The sequence below is a fragment of the Streptomyces xanthochromogenes genome, assembly GCF_014650455.1.
GTDB lineage: Bacteria > Actinomycetota > Actinomycetes > Streptomycetales > Streptomycetaceae > Streptomyces > Streptomyces xanthochromogenes.
Window position 1 is genome coordinate 166106 of the sequence record NZ_BMUZ01000007.1, and the last position, 12228, is coordinate 178333.

Genomic DNA, 12228 nt, shown 5'->3' on the forward strand with positions numbered 1-12228 from the left:
GCCCGAGAGCCGACCCAGTACGTCCAGGACCCCGCCCCGGCAGGTCCGAGGAGCCGGCGCGTCCGCGGACCCGGGCTTGTCCGAGGAGCGGGATCAAACGGCCTTGATCTTGAGACGGTCGGCCGCCCGGTCCCCGCGGCGCTCGACCGGAACCAGCCCGGTGGCCGCGCCGAGGCCGGACGCCGACTCCGGCATGTTCACGTACACCGATTCGTACGACCCGGCGGGCACCACATACGTCTCGTGCCAGATCCCGACGTTGCCCCGGCCCGCCCGGGCCCGGCGGTTGAAGGCCGCCCAGGCCGGCCGGTGCTCCTTGTCCGCCGCGGACGCGTAGGCGAGCAGCTTCTCCTTGGACTCCCAGTACTGGATCACGCCGATCAGGCGCGGCCCGCCAAGCACGGGCCGGTAGCCGAGCAGCCCGTTGCCCTGCCCCTTCTCCTTCTCCAGCTCCTTCAGCATCCGCGGCATGGCCGCCGAGACGGGCCACCAACTCCGCAGCGCCCGGAAGCTGTTGATGCGCATCCCGATGAGGAAGACGACCACGTCGCCCTCGGCGGCGGCGGTCATGCGCCCCTGGACCGGCTTGTCGTTCATGACGTTCCCCCTGTCACGATTCCTGGCGGTTGGATAGCTGAACTATCCATGATTGGATAGTGACACTCTCCAATGAACGACGCAAGGGGGCCCACCGTGAAACTGGCCGAACTGAGCGAGCACAGCGGGGTCTCCACGGCCACGATCAAGTACTACCTGCGCGAGGGGCTGCTGCCGCCGGGCCGCCGGGTCACGGCCACCCGGTCCGCGTATGACGAGAGCCACCTCCAGCGTCTGCGGCTGGTGCGGGCCCTGATTCAGGTCGGCCGGGTTCCGGTGGCCACCGCCCGGGAGGTGCTCGCCGCCCTGGAGGACGACTCCCTCGACCACCACCACCGCCTGGGCATCGCCGTCGGAGCGCTGCCGAGCCCGCCCGAACCCGACCCCGAGGCGCCCGCCGTGGACCGCGCACGGCACACCGTCGACGCACTGCTCTCCCGGCTCAACTGGCTGGAGGGACCGCACGCTTGGGGCCCGGGCTCCCCCGCCTACGGCACGCTCGTGGACGCGGTCGGGGCACTGGCCCGGCTCAACTACCCATGTGACGTGGACGACTTGCTGCCGTACGCACGGGCGGCCGCCGAACTGGCCGTGACGGACCTCGACTTGGTGGAGCGCTACGAGTCCCCCGACGCACAGGTGGAGGCGGCGGTGGCACTGACCGTGCTGTACGAGCCGGTCCTGCTCAGCCTGCGCAGGATCGCCGAGGCGCAGGAGTCCGGGCGGCGTTTCGCGAGCGGGTGACCGGGCGGGGCGCGAGGCCGCCGGCCCGGAGCGGGACGAACGAAAAGGCCCTCCGCAAGATGCGAAGGGCCCATTCTCTGTGCGTACCCCCGACCGGATTCGAACCGGCGCTACCGCCTTGAGAGGGCGGCGTGCTAGGCCGCTACACAACGGGGGCCTACCTGCGTTTTCGGACCTTCGAAGAAGATCCAGGATCTTGAAATGACCCGCTGGGCTACCAGGACTCGAACCTAGAATGACGGTACCAGAAACCGTAGTGTTGCCAATTACACCATAGCCCATGGTGGTTTAGACCAGTACCCCCGACCGGATTCGAACCGGCGCTACCGCCTTGAGAGGGCGGCGTGCTAGGCCGCTACACAACGGGGGCCCTAGCGATCCTGCATCAGGTTCACCGGGTGCGACCCTGGTGATCCCGCGGGAAGGATCTGTACCCCCGACCGGATTCGAACCGGCGCTACCGCCTTGAGAGGGCGGCGTGCTAGGCCGCTACACAACGGGGGCCTTGCAGATAAAGCTCTGCGAGCTGGGCTACCAGGACTCGAACCTAGACTAACGGAACCAGAAACCGTCGTGCTGCCAATTACACCATAGCCCACCAAAACTCAACCCCCGTCGGGGGTTTTGCTTGGCTTGCGCTTCCGGTTCGGGGTTTTTCTTCCCGTTCCCCTTGGCGCAGGAAGAACATTACCCGAAGGTGTCCGGCGCTCCAAAACGGGTATCGCGGCGCAGCAGGTCGGGGAGCTGGGCAAGTCCGGTGATGCGTACGAGTTCGGGTCTGCCGCCCGTCCCCGACCGGTCGAGCCAGACCGCCTTGAGCCCCGCCTCGGCCGCCCCGCGTGCGTCGATGTCCGGCTGGTCGCCCACGTAGACCACCTCGTCGGGCGGCAGCCCGAGCGCCTCGCAGCCGGCGAGGAAGGCGCCCGCCTGCGGCTTGGCGACGCCGAGTTCGGCCGCGCAGAGCAAGGCCTCGAAGCGGTCCCGCACACCGAGGATTCGCAGCTTCCGCTCCTGGTTGCGCAGGGAGGAGTTGGACAGGACGGCGTGCCGGTAGTCGTCGGCGAGTACGTCGAGAACCGGCAGCGTGTCCGGGAACAGGCTCCAGGCGGCCTCGTAGTGCGCGATGTGCCGCTCGAACCACGCCTCGGCCTGTTCGTCACTCATGGCCTCGCCGCCGCCCACGGTCTCGCCGAGGAACGCCCGCACGCGGTCGCGCCGCTGCCCGTGCCAGTCGGTCTCCCCGGCGGCGAACCGCCCCCAGTGGAAGGCGGTCAGCTCGTCCCAGGTGTCGAGGGCCGCTTCAACGGAGTCGTACGCCGGGGGCAGGCCCTCGATGTCGAGGTGCGCGCGCATGCCGGAGCGGGAGGCCGTGGCGTAGTCGAAGATCGTGTCGTCGATGTCCCAGAGGACGGCGCGGATGGCCATGCTTCGAGCTTAGGCCCCGTCTCCGGCAGGCGGACCGGGTTTCGGCACCTGCGAAGGGGCCGGCGGCTCAGGAGACCAGGGCCTCGGCGGGGACGACGAAGAAGTCGGTGACGAAGCAGGTGACCTCGCCCGCCTCGTCCCGGCCTATCCAGGTCGGGTACGCGCCGTCGCCCCAGCCCGAGGTGAAGGCGATCAGGTTGTGGCCCGAGGCGGGGTCGGTGACGGTGTGCGGGCCCGGCAGGGGCGGGACGGTGTCGAAGGCGTCCCACAGCGGGCCCTCGTCGCCCTCGCAGTCGGGGAAGGACCCGTCGGACCCGGCGTCGTAGAAGCATCCGGTGCCCGCGTCGACCCCGTAGCCGAAGAACTCCTCGTCATCCAGCTCGGCGAGGTCCTGCCCCGGCTGGAGCGCGAGCTCCCACGAGACGGCGGGTACGTCCTTGATCACGAGCCGCGCGGCGGCCACCCGCAGATGCGGCCCGTCCACCTCCGGCTCCCCCGGCCGCACCAGGGTGGCCACGGCCGCCTCCACCGGATAGCGCCCCGGGGCGACCCGCGCCGTGAACGGCTCGGCCTCCCCGGCCCCCAGCGAGACGAACGGATCACAGGCGATGACCCGCCCGGTGTGCAACCACAACTCCCCACCCCGCACCACACTCATCGTGCCGGTACTGCCCGACTCCTCCTCGAAGACGTTGCCCGGGGTGAAGTGCCAGGAGAAGTCGGGGGCGGGCATGGGCATGAGGGTCTCCCGGTGTGACAGGCGTAGGGGCGACGGCAGTTCGCACTACGAGGAACATAACTCGCCCCACTGACAGGGCGATCCGGACCGTCACTGCACCGTTGCCACTTCCCTCGCCGGGAACCCGCCTACACCCGTGAGGCCGTCATCGAGGTGCTGGACCAGCGTCCAAGGCCGGCAGGGAACTGCTCACCCTGGACCTCGACGAGGCCGAACACGCGCTTGCTGTCGCCGAGTTGGGCATGGAGGTCGACCCGCCCGCCCCGTACTCCCCCGGTGCCTGGCTCGCTCTGGTCGCCCAGCGCCTGGGACAGCAACGCCCGAGGGGCGGCAGCCGATGGCTGCCGCCCCTCTCACGTACCGCCCGTGGCTACGCCGCCAGCTTCGCCAGCGCCGCGTCGATGCGGGCCAGGGTCTTCTCCTTGCCCAGGATCTCCAGGGACTCGAAGAGGGGGAGGCCCACCGTGCGGCCGGTGACGGCCACGCGGACGGGGGCCTGGGCCTTGCCCAGCTTCAGGCCGTGCTGCTCGCCCGCCGCCAGGACCGCGTTCTTCAGGGACTCCGGGGACGTCCAGTCCGCCGACTCCAGCTTCTCGCGGGCCGTGCGCAGGAGCGCGTCCGAGCCCTCCTTCATCGCCTTCGCCCAGGACGCCTCGTCCTCGACCGGCTGGTCCAGGAAGAGGAAGTCGACGTTGGCCGTGATGTCCGAGAGGACGGTCACGCGCGTCTGGGCGTGCGGGGCGATCGCCTCCCAGGCCTTCTCGTCGAACGCCTCGGGGGCCCAGTTGGCGTGCGGCGCGCGCAGCCACGGCTCGCAGGCCGCGGCGAACGCCTTCTCGTCCAGCATGCGGATGTGGTCCGCGTTGATGGACTCGGCCTTCTTCAGGTCGAAGCGGGCCGGGTTGGCGTTGACGTCCGCGATGTCGAACTTCGCGACCATGTCCTGGATCGAGAAGACGTCCTGGTCCGCGGAGAACGACCAGCCCAGGAGGGAGAGGTAGTTCAGGAGGCCCTCGGGGAGGAAGCCGCGCTCGCGGTAGACGTTCAGGGACGCCTGGGGGTCGCGCTTGGAGAGCTTCTTGTTGCCCTCGCCCATCACGTACGGCAGGTGGCCGAAGGTGGGGACCCGCTTGGCGATGCCCAGCTCGATCAGCGCCTTGTAGAGCGCGATCTGGCGCGGGGTCGAGGAGAGCAGGTCCTCGCCGCGCAGGACGTGGGTGATCTCCATCAGGGCGTCGTCGACCGGGTTCACGAGGGTGTACAGGGGCGCACCGTTCGCACGGACGATGCCGTAGTCGGTGACGTTCTCCGCCTGGACGGTGATCTCGCCACGGACCAGGTCCGTGAAGGTGGTCGCCTCGTCCGGCATCCGGAAGCGGACGACGTGGCTGCGGCCCTCGGCCTCGTACGCCTGCTTCTGCTCGGCGCTCAGGTCGCGGCAGTGGCCGTCGTAGCCGGACGGCCTGCCTGCGGCGCGGGCCGCCTCGCGGCGGGCGTCCAGCTCCTCGGTGGTGCAGTAGCAGTTGTACGCGTGGCCGGCGACGAGCAGCTTCTCGGCGACATCGCGGTAGATGTCCATGCGCTGCGACTGGCGGTACGGCGCGTGCGGGCCGCCGACCTCCGGGCCCTCGTCCCAGTCGAAGCCCAGCCAGCGCAGGGAGTCCAGGAGCTGGTTGTAGGAGTCCTCGCTGTCGCGGGCCGCGTCGGTGTCCTCGATGCGGAACACGAACGTGCCGCCCTGGTGCCGGGCGAACGCCCAGTTGAACAGGGCGGTGCGGACCAGGCCCACGTGGGGGTTGCCGGTCGGGGAGGGACAGAAGCGAACGCGGACGTCCGCGTCCAGGGGGTTAGCCACGCTTGATCACCCTGTTGGTGAGAGTGCCGATGCCTTCGATGGTGACGGCGACTTCGTCGCCGACGTTGAGGGGGCCGACCCCGGCCGGGGTGCCGGTGAGGATGACGTCACCCGGGAGCAGCGTCATGGCCTCGGTGATGTGGACGACCAGGTCCTCGATGGAGCGGATCATGTCGGCCGTGCGGCCGAGCTGGCGCTGTTCGCCGTTGACGGTCGCCTGGATGGTGAGGTCGCTCGGGTCCAGGTCGGTCTCGACCCAGGGGCCCAGCGGGCACGAGGTGTCGAAGCCCTTGGCCCGGGCCCACTGCTTCTCGCGCTTCTGTACGTCACGGGCGGTCACGTCGTTGGCGCAGGTGTAGCCGAAGATGACGTCCTTGACGCGCTCGCGCGGGACCTCACGGCACATGCGGCCGATCACGACGGCGAGCTCGGCCTCGTGGTGCAGCTCGTTGGAGAAGGAGGGGTACTCGATGGTGTCGCCGGAGCCGATCACCGAGGTGGTCGGCTTGAAGAAGGCGACCGGCGCCTCGGGACGGCCTTGATCGTCGAAGACGGCGTTGCCGAGTTCCTTGGCGTGCTCCGCGTAGTTGCGGCCGATGGCCACGACCTTGTTGGGCAGCACGGGCGGCAGCAGGCGGACCTTGTTCAGCGGCACCTTGGTGCCGGAGAGCTCGAAGTCCGCGTACGGGATGCCCTTGATGATGTCGAGTACGAGACCGTCGGGGCCTTCGCCCTCGACGGCTCCGAAGGCGACATTGCCGTCGATGGAGAACCTGGCGATGCGCACGAGTGCTGTCGCCCCTCACTTCGCTTTAGCTGGTACTGGCCGACCGGCCGGAGTCTGACGCTCCAGGCTAACGCGGGCGGGGGCGCCGACCGTGCGATCCGCCCGGCCGCCGGGCCGCCGGTCCGGCGCCGCGGGGCCGGCCCGTCAGACGGCGGCGGCCTCGGACTGGGCCGGGGCGGGGGCCGGGGCGGAGGCCGGGGCCTTCATCAGGATGGTGCGGCGCGGGTTGGCCGTCTGGGCCGGCAGTTCGACGGTGTGCTCCGGCTGGGCCGCCCGCTGCAGCTCCTCGGCGTCCGCGAGGTGCGCCAGGGTGGTGCGGCGCGGGTTGGCTATGTTGCGGATGATCATCGTCGTTTTCATCTCTGCTACAAACCCTGTCTTTACGGGCGCCACGAGGCACCGATTGTCGGATTGGCCATCCCTGTAAAGCGTCAGGCTAAACATTCGAATTCCCGGCAAAGGGCCGTAGAGACGACGATCAACATGTGAGTTTGCTCACGAATCAAGCCACAAAAGGGATATAAGGGTCCGTCAACTGGCCGTCCAGGAACGGACATTCCGGTATCGAACCCTTCATTCCGCTCCTGATCATCGCGACTGGGACACCCCCCGCCCGTAAGTGACTCGTAAGCATAAGTCCGTTTTCTCCGTGATCACTTTCTACGTCTTGTGACGCGATACTCACAATGTGTCACTCAGGTCACGGCCCGGTACGCGGGCCTTGTTGGAGATCCGGCACTGTGCTGGAATTCCACGCACCGCCGCGGGTCACTGAACTGACCGGTGCGCAGGGGCGCAACGCAGCGCCGGGTGAGCGGCGGGAGGGGGAGCAGGACAAGCGCCGGTCACTCAGACCACACAGGGGGCGCGCAGTGCCCCCATGACGCCGACACCGTCCCATCCGCCCAGCGCGGGGGGACGCCTGGTCCAGAGGTTGCGACGCTAGTGCAGGGACGTTTCAAGAGGGATGGCAGCGCTGCGGCGGAGCAGGAGCCGCAGGGCGGGACTGGCCCCAAGACGGCCAGTTCCTCGCCCCAGCACGCCCAGAACCCCCGGGGCCCCGAGAACCCATCCGCCTCGCCGGCCGGCGAGGCGAGCGGCCAGACGGCCCGCACCGGTGGGCCGTCCGGCCCGTCAGGAGGCGACAGCGCCGGTGCCGAACGCAAACCCACGGGTCCCGTGGACACGTGCTCCCGAATAGCCCTGCGCAACTGGCGCATCTCGACCCGGCTCGTCGCCCTGCTCGCCCTCCCCGTGGTGGCCGCGACCACCCTGGGCGGGCTGCGCATCCAGCAGTCGATGAACGACATGCAGCAGCTCGACCACATGCAGCTGCTCACCGACATGACCAAGCAGGCGACCGAGCTCGCCGCCGCGCTCCAGACCGAGCGCGACGACTCCGCGGGTCCGCTCTCCACCCAGACCTCCGACGCCCGCGTCCAGACCGACCGCTCGGCCACCGACCTGGTCAAGAAGTCGTTCATCAACGCGACCCAGGACGTCAGCGGCACGGAGAACGACGACGCCCTTGAGTCGATCCGGCGCAACGTCACCAACATCGCGATCCAGCTGCAGGACCTGGAGAGCATCCGCAGGACCGCGTACAAGGAGGGCTCGACCAACTCCCAGACGGTCGAGTCCTACAGCCGCCTGATCCGCGGTCTGCTCAGCCTCTCCCAGGACATGGCCCAGGCCACCTCCAACCCGGAGATGATCAAGCGCACCCGTGCGCTGGCGGCCTTCTCCTCGGCCAAGGAGTACGCCTCGGTCCAGCGCGCGATCATCGCCGCGGCGCTGCCGGCCACCAAGGACAAGGCGGGCGACCTCACCGAGCCCGACCGCCTCTACGCCAAGGCCGCGCAGGACGGCGAGCGCCAGTCGCTCGCCTCGTTCCAGAACGTGTACGAGGCCAACGGCGGCAACTCCACCGAGCTGATGGCCCCGCTCGACAAGGGCAACTCGGAGATCACCGCCGCCAACGCGTACTCGCAGCGCGTGCTCAAGAACACCGGCGGCATCAACCAGGAGCAGCGCCGCTCGTACCTCGACTGGTACGACCAGGACTCCAACAAGATCAACCAGATGAAGACCATCGAGCAGACCCTGCTCGGCGAGATGGAGCAGAAGGCGCGCGAGCTGCGCGACTCCTCGCAGCGCGACGCGATCCTCAACGGTGCGCTGATCCTCATCGTGCTCGGTGTCTCGCTGGTCGGCGCGTTCGTCGTGGCCCGCTCCATGATCCGCTCGCTGCGCCGCCTGCAGGACACGGCGACCCGGGTCGCCCAGGACCGTCTGCCCGAGCTCGTCAAGCAGCTCTCGGAGTCGGACCCGCAGGACGTGGACACCTCCGTGGAATCGGTCGGCGTGCACTCGCGCGACGAGATCGGCCAAGTGGCCGCGGCCTTCGACGACGTGCACCGCGAGGCCGTCCGCCTCGCCGCCGAGCAGGCCCTCCTCCGGGGCAACGTCAACGCGATGTTCACCAACCTCTCGCGCCGCTCCCAGGGCCTCATCCAGCGTCAGCTCTCGCTCATCTCCGAGCTGGAGTCCCGCGAGGCCGACCCGGACCAGCTGTCCTCGCTCTTCAAGCTGGACCACCTCGCGACCCGTATGCGCCGTAACGGCGAAAACCTCCTCGTCCTCGCCGGTGAGGAGCCCGGCCGACGCTGGACCCGCCCGGTCCCGCTGGTCGACGTGCTGCGCGCCGCGGCCTCCGAGGTGGAGCAGTACGAGCGCATCGAGCTGGCCGCCGTGCCCGCGACCGAGGTCGCCGGACGCGTGGTCAACGACCTCGTGCACCTGCTCGCCGAGCTCCTGGAGAACGCCACCTCGTTCTCCTCGCCGCAGACCAAGGTCCGCGTCACCGGTCACGCGCTGCCCGACGGCCGCGTCCTGGTCGAGATCCACGACACCGGCATCGGCCTCTCCCCCGAGGACCTCGCCGCGATCAACGAGCGGCTGGCGTCGCCGCCCACCGTGGACGTCTCGGTCTCGCGCCGCATGGGTCTGTTCGTGGTCGGCCGGCTGTCCCTGCGACACGGCATCCGCATCCAGCTGCGTCCGTCGGACTCCGGCGGCACCACCGCGCTCGTCATGCTCCCCGTCGATGTCGCCCAGGGCGGCAAGAAGGTGCCCGGCAAGCCGGGTGCCGGACAGCCGCAGGCCCCGGCGGGCCAGGGTGGCCGTCCCGGTCTCGCGGGCGGTCCGCCCTCGCGTGCCGGGCTCGCGGCCGGCCCGCTCAGCGGCGGCGGCCCGGGTGCTCCCGCCGGACGGCTCGGCGCGGGCGCCCCGCGCGGCCAGGTCACCGGCGGCCAGGGCCCGCGCGCGGCCCTGCCGCCGCGCAACGGCGGCCCCCAGCAGGGCCAGGCCCCGCAGCAGCAGGGCCAGCAGAACGCCTTCGGCAGCGCCCCGGCGGCCCCCCGCCGCGGTGACCGTCCGATGACCCCGCCGCCCGGCGCCCCGCGTGCCGAGCTGCCCGGCGGCAACCCGCTGACGCAGCAGCCGGCCCGGCCGCAGGCGGCGAGCTGGGGCACCGACCAGTCGTCGGCCCTGGACGCGCCGCGCGGCCACGAGGAGCCGGAGCAGCACACCGGCCAGTACCCGCGTCCCGCTCTCGACGACCGCCAGGGCCCGGCCGCCACGGCCGAGTTCGCGCGCCCCGACTTCGACGGCCCCCCGCCCGGCTCCCAGCAGGACCAGGGTTCGGGCACCGGCACGTTCGTGCGCCCCGACGTGTTCGGCGCGCCGGCCGCGCAGGACCCGGCGGCGACCGGGCAGTTCGAGCGCCCCGGCAGCTACAACGGGTACGGCGACCAGTCCTCGAACGGCGGCCAGTTCGCGCGCCCGGGTCAGGACCCGGCCGGCCCCGGGCAGTTCGGCCGACCCGATCAGGACCCGTCCGGCACCGGCTCGTTCACTCGGCCCGGCCAGGACCCGGCCGGCACCGGCTCGTTCGCACGTCCCGGCCAGGACACCGGCCAGTACGGGCTGCCCTCGGCCGACGACCGGCAGAACCCGGCGGCGACCTCCGGGTTCGCCCGCCCGGACTTCAACGCGCCGCGGCCGCCCGCGCCGCAGCCGGTCCAGCCGCAGCAGTACCAGCAGGGCCAGGACTTCGGTCCCGGTACTCCGAGCAGGCGTCCGGAGGGCAACGACTTCGGCGCCCCGCGACAGCCCGCCGCGAGCCTGCCCGCGCAGTCACAGCCCGAGGCACTGCCGCCGGCCGGTGCCGGTGACGGGCGCACGCCGCTGTACGACACGCTGGAGACCAACTGGTTCCAGCAGCAGGGCGGCCACCAGCAGCAAGGTGGCCCGCAGGCGCCCCAGGCCGCGCAGCAGGGCCGGGGCGACGCACCGCAGCAGCCCGCACCCGAGCGGCTTCCGGTGCGCGACGGCGGCACCAACGGCGGCGGCGCCTGGCGCAGTTCGCCCAACGACGACCTGGTCCGCCAGGCCGAGCGGGCCCGCAAGCCCGCCGCCGGCGGCGTGACCACGTCCGGACTTCCCAAGCGGGTCCCGCGCGCCAACCTGGTGGCGGGCACCGCACAGCAGCAGAACCACCAGGCAGGACCCCAGGTCTCCCGGGCGCCCGATGACGTGCGCGGCCGACTGACCAATCTCCGCCGGGGCATCCAGCAGGGCCGGCAGGTCAACAACGGCTCGACCGGCAGCTTCCACGTGGACCCCACTCACCAGCAGGAGCGTTAGTTGAGTCCGATGAGCCAGGCGGCACAGAACCTGAACTGGTTGATCACCAACTTTGTGGACAACACCCCAGGGGTGTCCCACACGGTGGTGGTCTCCGCCGACGGCCTGCTCCTCGCCATGTCCGAAGGTTTCCCGCGCGACCGCGCCGACCAGCTGGCCGCCGTGGCGTCCGGGCTGACCTCGCTGACCGCCGGGGCCTCCCGGATCTTCGAGGGGGGCAGCGTCGCCCAGACCGTGGTCGAGATGGAGCGCGGTTTCCTCTTCCTGATGTCCGTGTCCGACGGTTCCTCCCTGGCCGTACTCGCCCACCCGGAGTGCGACATCGGCCTGGTGGGCTACGAGATGGCCCTCCTGGTCGACCGCGCGGGCAGCGTCCTCACTCCGGACCTGCGCGCCGAGCTCCAGGGCAGCCTGCTCCACTGACCGCAAATCCCCCGGCCGAGCCGCTCGCGAGGCCGGGGGTCGGGAACCGCGGCGCCGTCCCCTCCGGCGCGTACGGCTCCCGCACGACGCAGAACATCCGTCCTGGCCGCACCACTTCCCCCCACCGGCCTTGTCAGACGGCTTGCAGATGCCTTGCTGTCCCCGCCCGGAGGAACCAATGACCCCGCCACCCGCCTCACACGATTCGTACGGCGCGCTGCACGACGCGGCGTACGACGGTGAAGGCGACCAGCCGCTGGTCCGTCCGTACGCCATGACCGGCGGCCGGACCAGGCCGCGCTACCAGCTCGCCATCGAGGCGCTGGTCAGTACCACAGCAGACCCGGCGCACCTTGCCACGCTGCTTCCCGAGCACCAGCGGATATGCCACCTCTGCCGTGAGGTCAAGTCGGTGGCGGAGGTCTCCGCGCTGCTCCAGATGCCGCTCGGTGTCGCCCGGATCCTCGTAGCCGACCTGGCCGAGGCCGGCATGGTGGCCATCCACCAGCCGGGCAATGGAGAGACCGGCGGCACGCCGGACGTAACGCTGCTCGAGAGGGTGCTCAGTGGACTTCGCAAGCTCTAGCGGCGGTGCCGCCCGTTCCACCACGTCGGCGAAGATCGTGGTGGCGGGCGGCTTCGGCGTGGGCAAGACCACGTTCGTCGGCGCGGTCTCGGAGATCAACCCCCTGCGCACCGAAGCCGTCATGACCTCCGCCAGCGCGGGCATCGACGACCTGACCCACACCGGAGACAAGACCACCACCACCGTGGCCATGGACTTCGGCCGCATCACCCTCGACCAGGACCTCATCCTCTACCTCTTCGGCACCCCCGGACAGGACCGCTTCTGGTTCATGTGGGACGACCTCGTCCGCGGCGCCATCGGCGCCGTCGTCCTCGTCGACACCCGCCGCCTCGCCGACTGCTTCCCCGCCGTCGACTACTTCG

At 70.6% G+C, this 12228-nt stretch carries 12 protein-coding genes and 5 tRNA genes; 5 read left to right on the forward strand and 12 right to left on the reverse strand.

Annotated elements, in window-relative coordinates:
* Positions 1-93: 93 nt before the first annotated feature.
* Positions 94-597, reverse strand: a complete 504-nt coding sequence (locus IE267_RS19760) for a DUF4188 domain-containing protein (protein ID WP_229861332.1) — start codon at positions 595-597, stop codon at positions 94-96.
* Positions 598-693: 96 nt separating this feature from the next.
* Between IE267_RS19760 and IE267_RS19765 the strand changes: the two genes are divergently transcribed.
* Positions 694-1341 carry a MerR family transcriptional regulator gene (locus IE267_RS19765; RefSeq protein WP_189764122.1) on the forward strand — a complete coding sequence of 216 codons (648 nt, stop codon included), beginning with the start codon at positions 694-696 and terminating at the stop codon, positions 1339-1341.
* An 84-nt stretch (positions 1342-1425) separates the two neighbouring features.
* On the opposite strand, the gene IE267_RS19770 is transcribed toward IE267_RS19765, so the two are convergent.
* The 11 genes from IE267_RS19770 to IE267_RS19820 form a co-directional block, all read right to left on the reverse strand.
* Positions 1426-1498, reverse strand: a tRNA-Glu gene (locus tag IE267_RS19770).
* Between the two features lie 52 nt (positions 1499-1550).
* Positions 1551-1622, reverse strand: a tRNA-Gln gene (locus tag IE267_RS19775).
* Positions 1623-1638: 16 nt separating this feature from the next.
* A tRNA-Glu gene (locus IE267_RS19780) sits at positions 1639-1711 on the reverse strand.
* Positions 1712-1772: 61 nt separating this feature from the next.
* A tRNA-Glu gene (locus tag IE267_RS19785) sits at positions 1773-1845 on the reverse strand.
* A gap of 22 nt (positions 1846-1867) precedes the next feature.
* Positions 1868-1939 (reverse strand) — tRNA-Gln (locus tag IE267_RS19790).
* An 89-nt stretch (positions 1940-2028) separates the two neighbouring features.
* Positions 2029-2766 carry an HAD family hydrolase gene (locus tag IE267_RS19795; protein WP_167156602.1) on the reverse strand — a complete coding sequence of 246 codons (738 nt, stop codon included), beginning with the start codon at positions 2764-2766 and terminating at the stop codon, positions 2029-2031.
* 67 nt (positions 2767-2833) lie between these two features.
* On the reverse strand, positions 2834-3505 hold the full coding sequence (locus tag IE267_RS19800; RefSeq protein WP_189764123.1) for a DUF4241 domain-containing protein: 672 nt from the start codon (positions 3503-3505) through the stop codon (positions 2834-2836).
* Positions 3506-3633: 128 nt separating this feature from the next.
* On the reverse strand, positions 3634-3822 hold the full coding sequence (locus IE267_RS40445) for a hypothetical protein (protein ID WP_189764124.1): 189 nt from the start codon (positions 3820-3822) through the stop codon (positions 3634-3636).
* A 53-nt stretch (positions 3823-3875) separates the two neighbouring features.
* Complete coding sequence (gene gltX / locus IE267_RS19810; RefSeq protein WP_189764125.1) at positions 3876-5360, reverse strand: glutamate--tRNA ligase; 1485 nt, start codon at positions 5358-5360, stop codon at positions 3876-3878.
* A complete protein-coding gene (locus IE267_RS19815) occupies positions 5353-6147 on the reverse strand; it encodes a fumarylacetoacetate hydrolase family protein (protein ID WP_167156608.1) in 795 nt (264 codons plus the stop codon). The genes gltX and IE267_RS19815 overlap by 8 nt, the downstream gene beginning before the upstream one ends.
* A gap of 144 nt (positions 6148-6291) precedes the next feature.
* Positions 6292-6507: a hypothetical protein gene (locus tag IE267_RS19820; protein ID WP_167156610.1), complete on the reverse strand. Its 216-nt coding sequence runs from the start codon at positions 6505-6507 to the stop codon at positions 6292-6294.
* A gap of 585 nt (positions 6508-7092) precedes the next feature.
* On the opposite strand from IE267_RS19820, the gene IE267_RS19825 reads away from it, so the two are divergent.
* From IE267_RS19825 to IE267_RS39675, 4 genes are all read left to right on the forward strand, one after another.
* Positions 7093-10854, forward strand: a complete 3762-nt coding sequence (locus IE267_RS19825) for a sensor histidine kinase (protein ID WP_189764126.1) — start codon at positions 7093-7095, stop codon at positions 10852-10854.
* 9 nt (positions 10855-10863) lie between these two features.
* Entirely contained in the window at positions 10864-11277 is a 414-nt protein-coding gene (locus IE267_RS19830; protein ID WP_100577622.1) for a roadblock/LC7 domain-containing protein, read from the forward strand.
* A 178-nt stretch (positions 11278-11455) separates the two neighbouring features.
* The gene (locus IE267_RS19835) at positions 11456-11863 is read left to right on the forward strand and encodes a DUF742 domain-containing protein (protein ID WP_053727885.1); all 408 of its coding nucleotides are present in this window, start codon (positions 11456-11458) and stop codon (positions 11861-11863) included.
* Between the two features lie 40 nt (positions 11864-11903).
* On the forward strand, positions 11904-12228 hold a 325-nt coding region (locus tag IE267_RS39675), incomplete at its 3' end, for a GTP-binding protein (RefSeq protein WP_373304573.1).

Coding starts and splice junctions, on each gene's coding strand:
- IE267_RS19820 (WP_167156610.1), bottom strand. CDS start 6,507: ATGAAAACGACGATGATCATCCGCAACATAGCCAACCCGCGCCGCACC.
- IE267_RS19795 (WP_167156602.1), bottom strand. CDS start 2,766: ATGGCCATCCGCGCCGTCCTCTGGGACATCGACGACACGATCTTCGAC.
- IE267_RS19760 (WP_229861332.1), bottom strand. CDS start 597: ATGAACGACAAGCCGGTCCAGGGGCGCATGACCGCCGCCGCCGAGGGC.
- IE267_RS19835 (WP_053727885.1), top strand. CDS start 11,456: ATGACCCCGCCACCCGCCTCACACGATTCGTACGGCGCGCTGCACGAC.
- IE267_RS19830 (WP_100577622.1), top strand. CDS start 10,864: ATGAGCCAGGCGGCACAGAACCTGAACTGGTTGATCACCAACTTTGTG.
- IE267_RS19800 (WP_189764123.1), bottom strand. CDS start 3,505: ATGCCCATGCCCGCCCCCGACTTCTCCTGGCACTTCACCCCGGGCAAC.